9 protein-coding genes and 1 pseudogene are annotated in these 18,340 nt (G+C 73.1%); 9 read left to right on the top strand and 1 reads right to left on the bottom strand.

Annotated elements, in window-relative coordinates; genetic code table 11:
- Positions 1–127: 127 nt before the first annotated feature.
- The 3 genes and pseudogenes from gabT (at position 128) to ACGFSH_RS24985 (ending at position 4,397) form a co-directional block, all read left to right on the top strand.
- A complete protein-coding gene (gene gabT / locus ACGFSH_RS24995) occupies positions 128–1,462 on the top strand; it encodes a 4-aminobutyrate--2-oxoglutarate transaminase (RefSeq protein WP_393352353.1) in 1,335 nt (444 codons plus the stop codon).
- A 543-nt stretch (positions 1,463–2,005) separates the two neighbouring features.
- Positions 2,006–2,635, top strand: a pseudogene (locus tag ACGFSH_RS24990) (phosphatase PAP2 family protein); the annotation flags it as partial.
- Positions 2,636–2,951: 316 nt separating this feature from the next.
- Entirely contained in the window at positions 2,952–4,397 is a 1,446-nt protein-coding gene (locus ACGFSH_RS24985; RefSeq protein WP_393352350.1) for an aldehyde dehydrogenase family protein, read from the top strand.
- Positions 4,398–4,536: 139 nt separating this feature from the next.
- Here ACGFSH_RS24985 and ACGFSH_RS24980 read toward each other — a convergent pair whose 3' ends face one another.
- The gene (locus tag ACGFSH_RS24980) at positions 4,537–7,413 is read right to left on the bottom strand and encodes a glycoside hydrolase family 3 C-terminal domain-containing protein (RefSeq protein ID WP_393352347.1); all 2,877 of its coding nucleotides are present in this window, start codon (positions 7,411–7,413) and stop codon (positions 4,537–4,539) included.
- Positions 7,414–7,740: 327 nt separating this feature from the next.
- Here ACGFSH_RS24980 and ACGFSH_RS24975 point away from each other — a divergent pair, with 327 nt between their 5' ends.
- From ACGFSH_RS24975 to ACGFSH_RS24950, 6 genes are all read left to right on the top strand, one after another.
- A complete protein-coding gene (locus tag ACGFSH_RS24975; protein WP_393352344.1) occupies positions 7,741–9,432 on the top strand; it encodes an extracellular solute-binding protein in 1,692 nt (563 codons plus the stop codon).
- A gap of 26 nt (positions 9,433–9,458) precedes the next feature.
- The gene (locus ACGFSH_RS24970) at positions 9,459–10,499 is read left to right on the top strand and encodes an ABC transporter permease (protein WP_393352341.1); all 1,041 of its coding nucleotides are present in this window, start codon (positions 9,459–9,461) and stop codon (positions 10,497–10,499) included.
- Positions 10,496–11,455 carry a carbohydrate ABC transporter permease gene (locus ACGFSH_RS24965; protein WP_393352338.1) on the top strand — a complete coding sequence of 320 codons (960 nt, stop codon included), beginning with the start codon at positions 10,496–10,498 and terminating at the stop codon, positions 11,453–11,455. The genes ACGFSH_RS24970 and ACGFSH_RS24965 overlap by 4 nt, the downstream gene beginning before the upstream one ends.
- A 404-nt stretch (positions 11,456–11,859) precedes the next feature.
- Positions 11,860–14,094, top strand: coding sequence for a WD40/YVTN/BNR-like repeat-containing protein (locus ACGFSH_RS24960; protein ID WP_393352334.1), 2,235 nt, complete (start codon positions 11,860–11,862; stop codon positions 14,092–14,094).
- Positions 14,094–16,061: a beta-galactosidase gene (locus tag ACGFSH_RS24955; protein WP_393352331.1), complete on the top strand. Its 1,968-nt coding sequence runs from the start codon at positions 14,094–14,096 to the stop codon at positions 16,059–16,061. The genes ACGFSH_RS24960 and ACGFSH_RS24955 overlap by 1 nt, the downstream gene beginning before the upstream one ends.
- Positions 16,058–18,319: a glycoside hydrolase N-terminal domain-containing protein gene (locus ACGFSH_RS24950; protein WP_393352328.1), complete on the top strand. Its 2,262-nt coding sequence runs from the start codon at positions 16,058–16,060 to the stop codon at positions 18,317–18,319. Before ACGFSH_RS24955 ends, ACGFSH_RS24950 begins: the two co-directional genes overlap by 4 nt.
- The last annotated feature ends 21 nt before the right edge of the window (positions 18,320–18,340 follow it).

The following is an 18,340-nucleotide window of genomic DNA, read 5'->3' as shown; positions in this document are numbered from 1 at the left end:
CTCCCCGACACCGCCCACATGGAGCATGCCCACCCCCCGTCCGCCGTCCTAGCCTGCGAGAAAAGAGGGAAAGCGTCCGCAGAGACCCGTTCGCACAGATCCGTTCGCAGAACCACAGGAGCCCGTCATGACCGCCCTTCCGCAGGAGCGCCGCGTCGTCACCGCCATCCCCGGCCCGAAGTCGCAGGAGCTGCAGGCCCGCCGTACCGCCGCGGTGGCGGCCGGCGTGGGCTCGGTGCTCCCCGTCTTCACCACGCGCGCGGGCGGCGGCATCATCGAGGACGTCGACGGCAACCGTCTGATCGACTTCGGCTCCGGCATCGCGGTGACCTCCGTCGGCGCCTCGGCGGAGGCCGTCGTGCGCCGGGCCACCGCCCAGCTCGCCGACTTCACCCACACCTGTTTCATGGTCACCCCCTACGAGGGCTACGTGGCGGTCGCCGAGGCGCTCGCCGAGCTGACCCCGGGCGACCACGCGAAGAAGTCCGCGCTGTTCAACTCGGGCGCCGAGGCCGTCGAGAACGCCGTCAAGATCGCGCGTGCGTACACCAAGCGCCAGGCCGTCGTCGTCTTCGACCACGGTTACCACGGCCGGACCAACCTCACCATGGCCCTGACGGCGAAGAACATGCCGTACAAGCACGGCTTCGGGCCGTTCGCCCCCGAGGTCTACCGCGTCCCGGTCGCCTACGGCTACCGCTGGCCCACCGGCGCCGAGAACGCGGGCCCCGAGGCCGCCGCGCAGGCCATCGACGAGATCACCAAGCAGGTCGGCGCGGACAACGTGGCCGCGATCATCATCGAGCCGGTCCTCGGCGAGGGCGGCTTCATCGAGCCCGCCAAGGGCTTCCTGCCGGCCATCAGCGAGTTCGCCTCCGCCAACGGCATCGTCTTCGTCGCCGACGAGATCCAGTCCGGCTTCTGCCGCACCGGCCAGTGGTTCGCCTGCGAGGACGAGGGCATCGTCCCGGACCTGATCACGACGGCCAAGGGCATCGCGGGCGGTCTGCCGCTCGCCGCCGTCACCGGCCGCGCCGAGATCATGGACGCCGCCCACGCGGGCGGCCTGGGCGGCACCTACGGCGGCAACCCGGTCGCCTGCGCGGGCGCGCTCGGCGCGATCGAGACGATGAAGGAACTGGACCTCAACGGCCGGGCCAAGCACATCGAGAGCGTCATGAAGGGCCGCCTGGCGGCCATGGCCGAGAAGTTCGACGTCATCGGCGACGTCCGCGGGCGCGGCGCGATGATCGCGGTCGAGCTGGTCAAGGACCGCGCGACCAAGGAGCCGCACCCCGAGGCCACCGCCGCCCTCGCCAAGGCCTGCCACCAGGAGGGCCTGCTGGTCCTGACCTGCGGCACCTACGGCAACGTGCTGCGTTTCCTCCCCCCGCTGGTCATCGGCGACGACCTGCTCGACGAGGGCCTGGACATCATCGAGCAGGCTTTCGCGCGCATCTGAGCGGACCCCTCGCACACCTGTCTCCCGCGCCCGCAGAGCGTGTGAAGAAGGTGTGCGAGGAGGATGGCGGGACGGGATTCGGCCTGTCGCGGCGCCCGTCCCTGCCGTAGGTTCTCCCCAGATGAGAGATACACCCCGCCCACAGGGGACTGTGGACGGACACCGGGCCGCGGCCTCCCCAGCTTCGACCCGGTCGTGCCCTCGCGCACACAACCGGAGCTTCCGGCTTCGGAAATCTCCACACCGATCGGACGGTCGTCCGCCCCAAACCCCCCGGGGCGGCCGACGACCCGGTCCGGACGGCCACCCCTGAACCACCCCCCCCTGTTCCGGGGTGGCCGACCTCCTTCTCCGGCACGAAAACCGACGCGGACCACTGACACGGACCGCAGGCGAGACCACGAAAAGGGCTCCGGACACGTTCCGGGGCCCTTTCTCGTTCCCCTCCGGCCGGCGCGCTCGCCTGCTTCCCTTGGCCTCCGGCCCTTCCGCGCGGTCCCCTTCGGCGGCGGCCGGCCGGGCGCTCCTGACAAGCTGGGGGCCATGCCGTCCCGACCGAGCCGCGCCCTCCTCGGCCTCCTGCCGCCCGCCGTCCTCTTCGCGCTGATCACCTGGCAGGTGGCCGCCGACGGGCCGCTCATGGCCCGCGACGAGCGCCTCAGCCGCGCCCTGGTCCATCCCGGCCGGACCGGCGAGCTGCTGGCCGACCTGGGAAACGTGCAGATCGCGGTGCCGGTGCTGGTGCTGGTGGCGGGCTGGACGGCGTGGCGGGGCAGAGACGCGGGGCGCGCGCGGTGGTGGGCGCCGTCCGCCGCCGCGCTCTGTCTGATGGCGCTGGTGCCGCTGATCGTCGTCCCCCTGAAGGAGTGGATCGACCGGCCCGGCACGCCCGCCGTGCCGCCGGCCACCGGCTACTACCCCTCCGGGCACACGGCGACGGCGGCCGTCGCCTACGGCTCGGCCGTGCTGGTGCTGCTTCCCTGGCTGCGCACACCGCGCGCCCGCCGGGCGGCCGTCGCCGCGGGAGTGCTCCTGGTCCTGGCCGTCTCCTTCGGGCTGGTCCGGCGGGGCTACCACTGGCCGCTGGACGTCGTGGCGAGCTGGTGCCTCGGCGCGGTGCTGCTCGGCGCGCTGCGGCTCTTCCTGCGACGGGAACGGCGGCGCGAGGACCGACAGGAACGGGCGGGGGAGCGACACGGGGACGGTGGACCGGGGCGGCCGGGGCCGGGCGGGGAGCGGGACGTGGACGTGGAGGAGCGGCAACCGGAACCGCACCGGGACCGGGAGCGGGACCCGGACCGGGGGTGGCCGGCTCGGGAGCGGGGGGAGCCGGGCACGGGAGCGGGGGGAGCAGGGCGACCGCGCCAAAGCGGCGCACAACCGCCGGGCACCCGTACGACTCGGACAAGCGCCCGCCCGGCGTTCCGCCCCTACCGTGGAGCACGCACACCTCTTGACACCCCCTAAGCGGAAGGGCCGGGACCCGCATATGACTTCCCTCCACGCCTTCTGGCTCGCCGGCCGCCAGGTCACCGGCGAGGACAGCTTCGACGTGACCTCCCCCTGGGACGGCCGTCTCGTCGCCCGGGTCGGCGTGCCGACGGACGCCCAGGTCGAGGAGGCCGTGGCCGCCGCGTACGCCGTACGGGACGAGTTCGCCGCCACCCCCGCCCATGTGCGCGCCGCCGCCCTCGACCACGTCAGCAAGCGGCTCGCCGAGCGCACCGAGGAGATCGCACAGCTCATCTCCGCCGAGAACGGCAAGCCCGTCAAGTGGGCGCGGGGCGAGGTCGGCCGGGCCGTGTCGGTCTTCCGGTTCGCCGCAGAGGAGGCCCGGCGCTTCAACGGCGGCGAGGCCCAGCGCCTGGACACCGACCTCGGCGGCCAGGGGCGGCTCGCCCTCACCCGGCGCTTCCCGAAGGGCGTCGTGCTCGGCATCGCGCCGTTCAACTTCCCGCTGAACCTGTGCGCCCACAAGGTCGCCCCGGCGATCGCGGCCGGCACGCCGATCATCCTCAAGCCCGCCCCGGCGACCCCGCTGTCCGGCCTCATCCTCGGCGACCTGCTCGCCGAGACCGACCTGCCGGCCGGTTCCTGGTCGATCCTGCCCGTGGCCAACGACCGTATGCCCGCCCTCGTCCAGGACGAGCGCCTGCCGGTGATCTCCTTCACCGGCTCCGAGCAGGTCGGCTACGCGATCATGGACTCGGTGCCGCGCAAGCACTGCACCCTGGAGCTGGGCGGCAACGGAGCGGCGGTGGTCCTCGCGGACTACGCCTCCGACGCCGACCTCGACCGGGCCGCCGCCCGCATCGCGACCTTCTCCAACTACCAGGGCGGCCAGTCCTGCATCTCGGTGCAGCGGGTCATCGCGGACGCCTCCGTGTACGACCGGCTGCTGCCGCGCATCGTCGCCGCCGTCGAGGCCCAGGTCACCGGCGACCCCTCCGACGACGCCACCGACGTCGGCCCGCTGGTCAGCGAGGCCGCGGCCCAGCGCGTCGAGTCCTGGGTGGACGAGGCCGTCACCGCGGGCGCGAAGCTCCTCGCGGGCGGCAAGCGCGACGGCGCCTCCTACGCGCCGACCGTCCTCACCGACGTGCCCGCGGACACCACGATCGCGTGCGAGGAGGTCTTCGGACCGGTGCTCACCGTGCAGCGGGTGGACGGCGAGGCCGAGGCCTTCGCGGCCGTCAACTCCTCCAAGTACGGCCTTCAGGCGGGCGTGTTCACCCACGACCTCCAGGCCGCCTTCCGGGCCCACCGCGCGCTGGAGGTGGGCGGCGTCGTGATCGGCGACGTGCCCTCCTACCGCGCCGACCAGATGCCGTACGGCGGCGCCAAGCAGTCCGGGGTGGGCCGCGAGGGCGTCAGGTTCGCGATGGACGACTACACCTACGAGCGGGTGCTGGTCCTCACGGGCCTCGCGCTCTGAGCCGCTCGCCCTCGGGAGGCCGGATCCCGCTCCGCTGACCGGCTGACGGGAACGGTGCGCGCTCCGCGCGCCCGAAGGGGCCCGGCGCCGCTGCCTGCCGGCGCCGGGCCCCTTCCTGTCGTCGGCCTCGTCCGGACCCTCAACCGGAGAAGCCGACGTGCGCGAGCCGCAGCGGGCCGCGCAGTCCGAGGCGCAGGTCGTGGACGCCGCCGGCGACGAACGGCGCGTCCACGGTCACGTAGGAGTACGGGCCCGGCGTCGGCGTGCCGAGGGCCACGGTGGCGAGCACCGGGCCGCCGGCGAGGGAGAGTTCCACCGCGCCCTCGCCGGACGCCGTCACCGTCACGGCCGTCACCCCCGGCGTGCCCGCCTCCGCGCCCGTGCCGAAGTCGCAGGCGCGGTAGAGCAGTTCGCCCGCCCCGCGGCCGGCCGGGGTCACCGCGTCGCCCGACTCCTTCGTGCGGTCGACGATCTCGGTCCCGCTCTGCTCGTCGAAGTCGGCCGCCGAGAGCCCGTTCTCGCGCACCGCGCGCGGCGCCGACGGCTCGCCGTCGAGGACGACGGCCGTGCGCAGACGGACGTCCTCGCTGGACGCGCCGGCCTGCAGCTCGTACGGGCCAGGCTCCACCCGCAGCGCGCCCCGCGCCACGTCCCAGAAGGCGAAGGCGGACAGCGGCACGTCGAAGGCGACGTCCGCGCTCGCGCCGGGGGCCAGGGTGATCCGGCGGAAGCCCAGCAGCTCACGGCGCGGGCGGACGACCGACGGGTCGACGGCGCGGCTGTAGAGCTGGACGACCTCGTCGGCCGTCCGGTCGCCGGTGTTGGTCACCGTGCAGACCACGTGCGCCCGGCCGTCCGCCACCCGCGCCGTGAGACCGGCGTACGAGAACGTCGCGTAGGACAGGCCGTGCCCGAACGGGAACAGCGGGACGCCCTCGAAGTACAGGTAGGTCTGCCGGGTGCCGATCACGTCGTAGTCCAGCAGGCCGGGCAGGTCCGCGTCGTCGGCGTACCAGGTCTGCGGCAGGCGGCCGGCCGGGGAGACGTCGCCCGCCAGGACGCGCGCCAGGGCGGCGCCCGCGGCCTGCCCGCCATGGGCCGTCCACAGCGCCGCGGCCGTCGTTCCCGGGTCGAACGCGTACGGGTACGCCGACACCAGCACCAGCACCGTGCGCGCGTTCGCCGCCCGGGCCGCCGCCAGCAGCCGCTCCTGGTGGGCCGGGAGCCGCAGCGTGGTGCGGTCCTCGGTCTCCCGGCCGTTGATGTGCGGGTCGTTGCCGGCCACCACCACGACCACGTCGGCCCCGGCGGCGACCCGCGTCACCGCGCTCTCGCCGGATTCGACGACGACGACCTCGAAGACCTCGGGATCCGCCCCGTTCTCCTCCCGCGGCCCGGCAACCCGCAGGCCGTCGGCGGCGACACACACATGACGACCCGTGCCCAGGTGCAGCAGGAGGTGACCGTTCCCGTGGGGTTCGAGCCGGAACGTCTCCTGTACGACCCAGCCGCCGGGCTGGTCGGCGGAGGCCCGCAGCAGGCCGTCCTCGGCGACCGAGAGGTAGCGGCCGTCGGGGGCGCGCAGCGTCAGCACGCCCTCGCCCCAGTCCACCAGCGCCAGCTCCGTGCCCTCGGCGTCGGCGGTCAGCGGCGGCAGGTCGGTGCGGCCGGCCAGCAGCGCCGGGTCGAGCGCGCCCTGCGCGCCGCGCGCCCCGCCGGCCGCCTCGGGCGCGGCGGGGACCGTCAGGAACGTCCCCGCCGAGGTCTTCAGCAGGACCCGGTCCACCCCTTCGGCGAACGCGACCCGCTCGGCGCCGAACCGCTCGTACAGCCCCTCCAGGGGGGTCGAGCGGTGGATCAGCGTGCCGCTGTACCAGTCGGTCTTGCACTCGTCGGCGAGCAGTCCGACCACCGCGATCCGGGCGTCCGCGGCCAGCGGCAGCACCCCGTCGTTGCGCAGCAGCACGACCGCCTTCCCGGCGGCCTCACCGGCCAGCGCGCGGTGCTCGGGCGTGTCGAACGCACCGGTCCCCGCGTGCGGGTCGTCCCGCGGGTCGAACTCGCCGAGCCGGAAGCGGACCGAGAGCTGGCGGCGGACCGCCGCGTCGACGTCGGCCTCGGTCAGCAGCCCCCGCTCCAGCGCGCCCCGGACCCGGGCGGCGATCGTCGAGCCGTCGGTGCCGTGGTCGGTGAAGCTGTCCACGCCGGCCAGCAGCGAGGCCGCCGTCGCCTCCTCGTGGGTGTCGAAGTAGTGCTCGCTGTCGACCAGGTTGGACGGCGCGCCCGCGTCCGAGCAGACCAGCAGGTCCTCGTCGGTCCAGGCCCGCAGCTGCTCGCGCAGATACGGCGAGACATGGTTCGGGCGGCCGTTGACCAGGTTGTACGCGGGCATCACACCCGCCACCGCGCCCGCCTCGACGGTGTCGCGGAAGGCGCGCAGATCGTACTCGTGCAGCACCCGGGGGCGCACCGAGGACGAGGTGACGGCCCGGTCGGTCTCGTTGTTGTGCGCCAGCCAGTGCTTGAGGACGGGGGCCGTGCGCCAGTACGTCGGGTGGTCCCCGCGCAGGCCGTGGGTGTACGCCGTGGCGATGGCGGAGGTCAGCTTCGGGTCCTCCGAGTAGCCCTCCTCGTTGCGGCCCCACAGCGGGTGGCGCAGCAGGTTGACGGTGGGCGCCCACACGTTCAGACCGACGCGCTCGTCGAGGGCGCGCATCGCCCGGACCTCCCTGGACACCGCCTCGCCGACCCGGCGCACCAGGTCGGTGTCCCAGGTCGCGCCCAGCCCCACGGCCTGCGGGAACACCGTCGCCGGGCCCATCCACGCGACGCCGTGCAGCGCCTCCTGGCCGGTGCGGAACGCGGCCACCCCGAGCCGCTCGACGGCCGGGGCGAACTGGTGCAGAAAGGAGACCTTCTCGTCCGGGGTCAGCCGGGACAGCAGGTCGTCGATGCGCTTCGCGAACGGCAGCCGCGCATCACGGAAGGGCGGCGCGGGCGGCGGGTGTGCGGTCACGTGGGGTTCCCTTTGCGGTGGAGCGGGCTGGCTCTTTCGAAGCGCTTCGATGCTCAGTCGGCACACCGCTGGGTGTCAAGGGACCTCACGCATATTTCAAGGCGTGCATACGAACAGGTCACCCGCGATACGGCGGAGGAATCTTGGGAACGACCCTTGTGCACCCCGGGGTGTTCACTTAACCTCGCAGCAACATCGAAGCGCTTCGACTGGAAAGCCCCAGCACACGGGGCCGCAGGAACCGCTTCGGCTCAGCCAGTTCCACTCGAGACACCGCAGCCGACGGCCACCGCCGGGTGTCCTGGTGCGCCATGAAGGGTTGACGCAATGACGCCGAACGCCGCTTCCGCCTCCTCCGGACCGAGCCGGAGAAGCTTCCTCGCCTCCACGGCGGTCGCCACCGCAGCAGTCGCCGGCGGGATGCCGCTGCTGGCCGCGTGCGGCGGGTCGGACGGCGGGTCGCGCGAGGGGACCACGTCGGGCAAGGACGCGAAGAAGATCCTGCCCGCCTACGTGGCGAGCAACGTGGTGACGCCGGACATCCCGGCCAAGAACGGCTCGGCGATGGGGTTCACCGGCAAGCTGGACCTGGCGACGCTGAAGGAATCGGTGCCGAAGAAGCTCGGCAAGGGCGGCAAGGTCACGATCATGTCGCCGTTCTGGGGCTCCCCGCCCAAGGGCACCAACGCCTACTACAAGGGGATGAACGACCTCATCGGCGTCGACGTCGTCTGGCAGAACCAGGACGGCAACACCTACGACCAGAAGCTCGGCGCGGTCCTCGCCTCCAGCGACGTGCCGGACGTGGTGGTCGTCCCCGGCTGGAACATGGGCGGCAAGATACCCAGCGCCATCCTCAGCAAGTTCGCCGACCTGGGCCCCTACCTGTCCGGCGACAAGGTCAAGGAGTACCCGAACCTCGCGGCGATCCCCACGGACGCCTGGCAGCGCTCCATCTTCGGCGGCAAGCTGCGCGGCCTGCCGATGCCCGCGCCGTACGTCACGAGCATCGTGCCCCTCTACCGCAAGGACATCTTCGACAAGGAGGGCTACGACGTCCCGCGCTCGGCGGACGAGTTCATGGCCCTGGCCAAGGAGATCACCAACGCCAAGGCCAAGCGGTGGGCGTGCCTGGACATGAAGTGGACCGCCTGGCAGATGTTCGGCGTGCTCTCCGGCAGCGAGAAGCCGCTCGGCTGGAACCTCGTCGACGGCAAGCTCGTCAACCGCATCGAGACCGACGAGTACCTCGAGGCACTGGAGTGGACCCGCAAGCTGTTCGCCGCCAAGGTGGTGCACCCCGACGGCGAGCTGGGCAAGACGGCCCCCGACCCCGGCCCGAAGTTCGCCGCGGGCGAGTTCCTTATCTACGCCAACAACATCAGCCAGTGGTGGGGCCGCACCGCCGAACAGGCCACTCAGAACCCCCAGTTCAAGATCTGGGGGATGCCCGTCTTCGCACACGACGGCGGCGACCCCCACCTCTGGGCCGAACAGCCGGCCGGCATCTTCGCCTTCGTCAACAAGAAGGCGTCCGAGTCGGTCGTCCGTGACGTGCTGGCCGTGGCCAACGTCACCGCCGCGCCGTACGGCACCAAGGAGTACATGATGACCAACTACGGCGTGGAGGGAACCCACTACACCGTCAAGGACGGCGTCCCGGTCAAGACCGACCAGGGCAACAACGAGGTGTCCAACGCGTACGTCATGGTCGCGAGCCCCGCCGCCACCATCGCGCACCCCGACTTCCCCGAGGTCGCCAAGGCGCAGGTCGAGTGGCAGCAGCGGGCGGGCGGCTTCACCAAGAAGTCCGCCTTCTACGGCATGCAGATCACCGAGCCGGCCCGTTACACCAACCTCTCCAACGACTTCGAGCAGTTGGAGGACGACGTCACCCGCGGTCGCAGGAAGATCAGCGACATGCAGCAGGCCGTCTCCGACTGGAAGAGCAAGGGCGGCGACAAGCTGCGCGACTGGTACCAGAAGCTGCTCGACGACAACGGTCCGGCGGCGGGCTGACCGGCAGCGAGGCGAGGAGAACGGCCGTGTCCCACAGCACGGTGCCTCGAAGCGGGGCCAAGACGACGACAGCCGGACCGGCGAAGATCCCTGCGCCCTCGGGCGGCGACACCGGCGGACAGAAGAAGAGACCCGCCGAGAAGCTGAGTCTGCGGCTGCGGCTGCGGCGGGACCGGACCCTCATCCTCATGACCCTGCCGGCCCTCGTGCTGCTCCTGGTCTTCAACTACCTGCCGATCCTGGGCAACATCGTCGCCTTCCAGGACTACGACCCGTACATCAGCGACAACGGCATCGTCTCGATGCTGCACAGTCCCTGGGTGGGCCTGGAGAACTTCCAGCGCATCTTCGAGGACTCGGCGTTCTGGAACGCGGTGCAGAACACCCTGGTCCTCTTCTTCCTCCAACTCGTGCTGTACTTCCCGATCCCCATCGCCCTCGCCCTCGTGATCAACAGCGTGGTCAGGCCGAGGGTGCGGGCGCTCTCGCAGGCGATCCTCTACCTGCCGCACTTCTTCTCCTGGGTGCTGGTCATCGCCGTGTTCCAGCAGCTGTTCGGCGGCGCGGGCATCCTGTCGCAGCTCCTGCGCCAGCACGGCTACGACGGCCTCGACATCATGACCGACCCGGACACCTTCAAGTTCCTCGTCACGGCGGAGAGCGTGTGGAAGGACGCGGGCTGGGGGATCATCGTCTTCCTCGCCGCGCTCTCCTCCGTCCCGACGGATTTGTACGAGGCCGCCGCGATGGACGGCGCCGGGCGCTGGCGCCGCATGTGGCACGTGACGCTGCCCGCACTGAGGCCCGTGATCGCGCTGCTCCTGGTGCTGAGGGTGGGGGACGCGCTGACGGTCGGCTTCGAACAGATCCTGCTGCAACGTGACGCGGTCGGACCAGGAGCCTCGGAGGTGCTGGACACCTTCGTCTGGTGGAACGGCGTGCGCAACCAGGACTTCGGATACGCGGCCGCCGCGGGTCTGATCAAGGGCGTCGTCAGTCTCGGACTGGTCCTCGCCGCGAACAAGGTGGCCCATCTCATGGGCGAGCAGGGGGTGTACAAGAAGTGAGCACGGTCCTCGACAAGACGGCGGCGGTCCTCGGCAGGGCGACGGCGGACCGGCCCGGCCGGTGGGCGGCCCCGCCCCGTCCGGCCTGGGAGGAGGAGCCCGGCAGGGCGGGTCTCGCGGGCAAGGGACTCGTCCTCGCGCTCGCCTGCTTCGGCATCGTCTTCCCCATCTGGATCGTCGTCGTCACCAGCCTCTCCTCGCGCAGGACGATCGACGAGGCCGGCGGCCTGGTGATGATCCCCAAGGGCATCACCTTCGTCGCCTACCAGGAGCTGCTCAGCGGCGGCCAGGTCACCCGCGCCGCGGTGATCAGCGTCCTGATCACCGTCGTCGGCACCCTCTTCTCGATGAGCGTCTCCGTGCTGTGCGCCTACGGGCTGTCCCGCTCGGGCTCGCTGGGGCACCGCTGGATCCTGATGGTCCTGCTGGCGACGATGTTCTTCAGCGCCGGCCTGATCCCGACCTACCTGCTGGTGCAGTCCCTCGGCCTGACGGACACCTACCTCGCGCTGATCCTGCCGAGCGCGATCAGCGTGTTCAACATCCTGGTCCTGCGCGGCTTCTTCACGGGCATCTCGCAGGAACTCATCGACAGCGCCCGCATCGACGGGGCCGGGGACTTCCGCATCCTGTGGCAGATCGTCATGCCCCTGTCGCGGGCGGTGCTGGCGGTCATCACGCTCTTCTACGCCGTCGGCTACTGGAGCGCCTGGTTCAACGCGTCGCTGTACCTGAACGACCAGGACATGATGCCGTTGCAGAACGTCATGATCCAGCTGGTGCAGAAGCAGGAGGCCCCGGTCGGCCTGGGCCAGGCCATCAAGACCGGGCAGCTGTCGGGCCTCGCCGTGCAGATGGCCGTCATGGTGATGGCGCTGCTGCCGGTGGCCGTGCTCTCCCCGTTCGTCCAGAAGCACTTCAAGAAGGGCATGCTCACCGGCGCGGTGAAGGGCTAGGGCGTGCCGGGCGTCGCGAGCCGGTGCACCCCACCGGTCACGGCGCCGACGGCGCCCACACGGCGGAGCCGCACACCGCCGCGGTTCCCGCCCGGGGGGCACTCCCGCACCGCCGGTCCACGCGTCCCGTGGGTGCGGAGCCGCACACCTGCGCGGCACGCGCTCCCGGCAGCCCCCCACACGCGAGCCCGGAGCCGCACATCACAGCGGCGCCACGGTGATGTGCCGACGCACGTCCCGCCAGCCGGCACCCCCGTCCAGTCCCCGAACCGAGCCCCGGCAGCCCCGGACCGAGCCCCGGCAGCCCCGGACCGAGCCCCGGCAGCCCCGGACCGAGCCCCGGCAGCCCCGGACCGAGCACCCCGGAAGCCCCCCGACCCGCGACCCCACCTGCGAGGTACCCCATGTCCGTCTCCCCGCTCAGCCGCCGCAGCGTCCTCGCCGGCACCGCTGCCGCCGCCGCGCTCACCGCGCTCCCGGCGGTGCAGGGGCGCGCCGACGCGGCCGAAGCCGCCACCGCGACCGCCGGTGGCACCGCCGCGCCCACCTACCGGTGGCGCAACGCCGTCATCGGCGGCACCGGATTCGTCACCGGCGTCCTCTTCCACCCCGCCGTGCGCGGTCTCGCCTACGCCCGCACGGACATCGGCGGCGCCTACCGCTGGGACGACCGGACCGCCCGCTGGACCCCCCTCACCGACCACCTCGGCTGGGACGACTGGAACCTGCTCGGCGTGGAGGCGATGGCCGTCGACCCCGCGCATCCGAACCGCCTCTACCTCGCCCTCGGCACCTACGCCCAGTCCTGGGCGGGCAACGGCGCGGTCCTGCGCTCCGAGGACCGCGGCGCCACCTGGGCCCGCACCGACCTGACCGTGAAGCTCGGCGGCAACGAGGACGGCCGGGGCACGGGCGAGCGGCTGCTGGTCGACCCGCGCGACAGCGACACCCTGTGGCTCGGCACCCGCCACGACGGCCTGCTGAGGTCGACCGACCGGGGCGCGACCTGGGCGGCCGCGGCCGGATTCCCCGCGACGCCGTCCGCCGCCGGGCAGGGCGTCACGCTCCTCGTCGCCGCCGGCCGCGTCCTCTACGCGGGCTGGGGCGACTCCGACGGCACGACGGCCAACCTGTACCGCACCACCGACGGCGGCACCTGGCGGGCCGTGCCCGGTCAGCCCGCCGGCGCGAACGCCAAGGTGCCGATCCGGGCCGCCTACGACCGCCACACCCGCGAGCTGTACGTGACGTACGCCGACGCGCCCGGACCCAACGGGCAGTCGGACGGCAGCGTCCACAAGCTGGCCACGGCCACCGGCAGATGGACCGACGTCACCCCCGCCGCGCCCGGCGGCACGACGAGCGACGGAGGGCGGGACTCGTTCGGCTACGGCGGGGCGGCCGTCGACGCGCGGCGGCCCGGCACCGTCGTCGTCTCCACGAACAACCGCTGGTCGGCCGTCGACACCCTGTTCCGGACCACGGACGGCGGCCGCACCTGGACGTCCCTCAAGGACTCCGCGGTCCTCGACGTGTCCGAGACCCCGTTCCTCACCTTCGGCGCCGACGAGCCCAAGTTCGGCTGGTGGATCCAGGCCCTCGCCGTCGACCCCCACGACTCGAAGCACGTCGTGTACGGCACCGGCGCCACCCTCTACGGCACCCGGGACCTGAAGCACTGGGCCCCGCAGATCCGCGGCCTGGAGGAGACCTCCGTGCGCCTGCTGATCTCGCCCCCGACCGGCGAGGCGCACCTGCTCAGCGGCCTCGGGGACGTCGGCGTCATGTATCACGAGCGGCTCACCGCCTCACCCTCGCGCGGCATGGCGGCAAACCCCGTGTTCGGAACGGCGACCGGCCTCGCCCAGGCCGCCGCCCGACCGTCGTACGTCGTACGCACCGGCTTCGGCGACCACGGAAACGGCGCTTCCTCCCATGACGGCGGGAAGACCTGGGCGCCCTTCGCCGCCCAGCCCGCGATCGCCAAGGACGCCCCCGGCCCGATCGCGGCCAACAGCGACGGCAGCGTGCTGCTGTGGTCCTTCGTGCACTGGGACGGCACCAAGTACCCCGCCCAGCGCTCCACCGACAACGGCGCGACCTGGTCCGAGGTCGCCTCCTTCCCCAAGGGCGCCACCCCGCTCGCCGACCCGGCCGACCCGGCGCGCTTCTACGCCTACGACACCGACACCGGCACCCTGTTCGCCAGCACCGACCACGGCCTCACGTTCACCGGGCGCGCGGGCGGACTGCCGTCCGGGGACAGCCAGTTCCAGCTCGCCGCCGCCCCGGGCCGGTCCGGCGACCTGTGGCTGAGCGCCAAGGGGAACGGGCTCCACCGGTCCACCGACGGCGGGGCGACCTTCACCCGGCTGACCAGCTGCTGGGCCTCCCACACCCTCGCCTTCGGCAAGGCGGCCCACGGCGCCGCGTACCCGGCGATCTACATGGTCGGCTCGACGGATACGATCACCGCCGTGTACCGCTCCGACGACGGCGCTCAGACCTGGACGCGGATCAACGACGACAGGCACCAGTGGGGCTGGACCGGCGCGACGATCGCCGCCGACCCGCGGCTGTACGGCCGCGTCTACATCGCCACCAACGGCCGGGGCATTCAGTACGGGGAGCCCGTCTGATGCCGAACCTGGGCGACGCCACCCGCGGCCGGATCCTCTTCGGCGGCGACTACAACCCCGAGCAGTGGCCCGAGAAGACCTGGCACGAGGACGTCCGGCTGATGCGGGACGCCGGCGTCAACTCCGTCACGCTCGGCGTCTTCTCCTGGTCCCGGCTCGAACCCCGGCCCGGAGCACGGGAGTTCGGCTGGCTGGACACCCTGATGGACCTGCTGCACGACAACGGCGTCGGCGTCGTCCTGGCCACCCCCACCGCCTCGCCGCCGCCCTGGATGGGCCGGCTGCACCCCGAGACCCTGCCCCGCACCGAGGACGGCCGCACCGAGTGGTGGGGCGGCCGCCAGCACTTCTCGCACTCCAGCGCCGTCTACCGCCGGTACGCCGCCGCCATCACCGAGGATCTGGCCGCCCGCTACGGCGGCCATCCCGCCCTCACCATGTGGCACATCAACAACGAGTACTGCACCTTCGACCACGGGGACGAGGCCGCCGCCGCGTTCCGCCGCTGGCTGCACGAGAGGTACCGCACCCTCGACGCCCTCAACACCGCCTGGGGCACCGCGTTCTGGTCCCAGGACTACGACACCTGGGACGGCGTCCTGCCCCCGCGCACCCCGCACTACCTGAAGAACCCGACGCAGGTGCTCGACTTCCGGCGCTTCACCTCCGACATGCTCCTGGAGTGCTACCGCGCCGAACGCGACATCGTCGCCCGGCACACCCCGCACCTGCCGGTCACCACCAACTTCATGCCGCTGTGGATCGGCCAGGACGCCTGGCGCTGGGCCGAGGAGGAGGACGTCGTCTCCGTCGACCTCTACCCCGACCCCCGCGACCCCTACGGCGCCCAGCACGCCGCCATGGTCCAGGACCTGACCCGCTCCCAGGCGCGCGGACCCTGGATGCTGATGGAACAGGCCGCCGGACCGGTCAACTGGCGCGGCGTCAACCACCCCAAGCCGCGCGGCATGAACCGCCTGTGGTCCCTCCAGGCGGTCGCCCGCGGCGCGGACGCCGTCTGCTACTTCCAGTGGCGGCAGTCCCGGCAGGGCGCGGAGAAGTTCCACTCCGGGATGGTCAGCCACGCCGGCGAGGAGGGCCGCACCTTCCAGGAGGTCAAGCAGCTCGGCGCCGACCTCGCGAGACTCGGCCCGCACACGGCCGGCCGGCACATCACCGCCGAGGTCGCCGTGCTCCACGACTGGCACGCCTGGTGGGCCGGCGCCCAGGACGCCCGCCCGTCCGCCGAGGTCGACCTGCCGGCCGTCCTCACCGCCTGGCACCGCGCCCTGTGGGAGAACAACCTCACCGCCGACTTCGCCCACCCCGGGCACGACCTGTCCGGCTACCGCATGGTCCTCGTCCCGCAGCTGTACGCCCTCACCGACGCGGCGATCGACAACCTCCTCGGCTACGTCCGCGGCGGCGGCGTCCTCGTCTGCGGGTTCCTCACCGGCGTCGCCGACGAGGACGACCGGGTGCGCGAGGGGGGCATGGACGCCCGGCTGCGCGAGCTGTTCGGCATCCGCGTCCTGCACGAGTGGTGGCCGCTGGACGCGGGGGAGAGCGTGGAGACCGACGGCTTCGACGGCGTCCTGTGGTCCGAGGAACTGGAGCCGGCCGCCGACGCCCGCGTCGAGGCCGTCTACCGGAGCGGCGAGCTGGAGGGCATGCCGGCCGTCCTGCGCCGGGACCGCGCCTGGTACCTGTCCACCCTCCCCGAACCGGGCGCCTTCCGCAGCCTCCTCGCCCGGATCGCCGCCGAGGCGGGCGTGCGGCCCGTCCTCGAAGGCCTCCCGCCCGGCGTCGAGGCCGTCCGCCGCGGCGACCTGCTCTTCCTGCTCCACCACGGCCGCGAGCCCGTGGCCGTCCCCCTCGCGGGGACCCACCACGAGCTGCTGACCGGCACGACGGTCACGGACGAGGTCCGACTGGGCCGCCACGGCGTGGCGGTGCTGCGCCCATGACCACACCGCCCACCCCTCCCTCCCGTCCGGCCGAGCCCGCCCCTCCCGGCTTCGGCGGCGCCGAAGGCCCCGTGCACGGAACCTGGGAACACCGGCCCGCCGCCCGCTGGGAGGACGCCTTCCTCAGCGGCAACGGCCGGCACGGCGCCCTCGTGTTCGGCGACCCCCACGACGAACGGGTCGTCGTCACCCACCACGCCCTGGTCCGCCCCAACGGCTCCGAACACGCCCGTCCGCCCGAGCTGGCCGACGAACTCCCCGCGTTGCAGGACGCGTTGCTCGCCGGGGACAGGACGGCCGCCGAGAGCTTCACCGACCACCGCCCGCTGCGGTGGGTCCAGCCCTTCCACCCGGCCTTCCGGACGAGCGTGCGCCGCACGCCCTCGCACGGGTCGCGCCGCGACGGCGCACTCCTGCGGTCCGTCGACTTCACCACCGGCGAGACCGTCGCGAGCCGTGCGGACGCCACCGGCCGGGTGTTCGTCTCCCGTGCCGACGACGTGATCGTCCACCAGGTCACCGGGCTCGACGTGGACATCGCGCTCGACCACCGGCTCCCCGGCGCCCCCACCGGCCTCGCCGTCGGTCACAGCGCCGTCCGCACGCCGTCCGGGGCCCTGCTCACCCTGCGCGCCCGCTACCCGGACAGCGACCGCTCCTACACCGGCGTCACCCTCGTCGTCGCCACCGGCGGCCGCGCCGACCTCACCCTGCCCGGCGTGCGGGTCACCGGCGCCACGTCGGTGCTCCTGCTGACCCGGGTGCGCCGGCACACCGGCGAACTCGACGTCCTCGCCGAGCGGCACGCCCTGGACCGGCTGCCGCACTCCTACGACGAACTGCTCGAACGCCACCTCGCCCGGCACCGCACCGCCTACCGCCGCGTCACCCTCGACCTGCGCGCCGACCCGGCCGAACGCGCCCTGACCGGCTCCGAACTGCTGGCGCGCCCGCGCAGCCCCGCCCTCCTGGAACGGCTCTTCGCAGCGGGCCGCTACCACCTCCTGTCCTCCTCCGGCCTGAACCCGCCCCGCCTGCCGGGCCTGTGGACCGGCGACTGGGACACCGCCTGGTCCGGCGCGTTCACCAACGACGCCAACGTCAACCTCCAGACCGCCTCGGCCGCGGCCGCCGACCTTCCCGAAGTCACCGAGGCCCTCGCGTCGCTGATTCACCGTCAGCTCGGCGACTGGCGGGCCAACGCCCGCGCCGTGTTCGGCGCCCGCGGAGCGGTCGCGCCCGCGCACTCCGACGGGGAGTCCGGGCTGTCCTACCACTTCAGCCGCGAGTACCCGCTCCACCTGTGGACCGCCGGCGCCGACTGGCTGCTCAAGCCCCTCGTCGACCACGACGACACCCGCGGCGCCCGCGACCCGCGCACCGCCGCCGCCCTCGCCGAGACCGCCCGCTTCTACGAGGACTTCCTCACCCGCACCGACGCGGACGGCCGGCTCGTCGTCGTCCCCTCGTACTCGCCCGAGAACCGGCCCGCGAACGGCGGCTGGGGCGCGCTGAACGCGGCCATGGACCTCTCCGCCGCCCGGCACGCCCTGCTCACCGCGGCCGACTACCACCCCGGCGCGCCGGAGGCGGCCCGCTGGCGGGCCCTCGCAGACCGCCTCCCGCCCCACCGCACCAACGCCGACGGAGCCCTCGCCGAGTGGGCCTGGCCCGGCCTCGACGACTCCTACGACCACCGCCACCTCAGCCACCTCTACGGCGTCTGGCCTCTCGACGAGATCAACCCCTACGACACCCCGAGGCAGGCCGCGGCCGCCCACCGCGCCCTGGAACTGCGCGGCGCGGAGAACGACTCCGCGCACGGCCACCTGCACCACGCGCTGATCGCCGCCCGGCTGCGGGACGGCCGCCGGGTCGCGAACGCCCTGGGAGCGGTCCTCGACGGCGACTTCTTCCACGACTCCCTGATGAGCGCCCACTACCCCCGCCGCGACGTCTACAACGCCGACGCCGCGCACACCCTGCCCGCCGTGCTGATCGAGGCGCTCGTCCAGTCCACCCCTGACCGGCTGGTGCTGCTGCCGGCCGTGCCGCCGGCGCTCCCTGCGGGCGAACTGCGCGGCGTGCGCACCCGGTTCGGCGCCCGACTCGACCTGACCTGGGGCCCCGACGGCGGCCGGGCGGTCCTCACACCGCGGCGCTCGCACCGCGTCGACGTGCGGACCCCCTCGGGCGAGCCCCGCACAGTCGACCTGGTCGCCGGACAGGAGCACGTCCTCACCCTGGGGACGTGGTGACCGTCCACCGGACGCCCGCGG

Source organism: Streptomyces sp. NPDC048481 (genome assembly GCF_043200075.1).
GTDB lineage: Bacteria > Actinomycetota > Actinomycetes > Streptomycetales > Streptomycetaceae > Streptomyces.
This window is presented reverse-complemented; position numbering and strand designations above follow the sequence as displayed.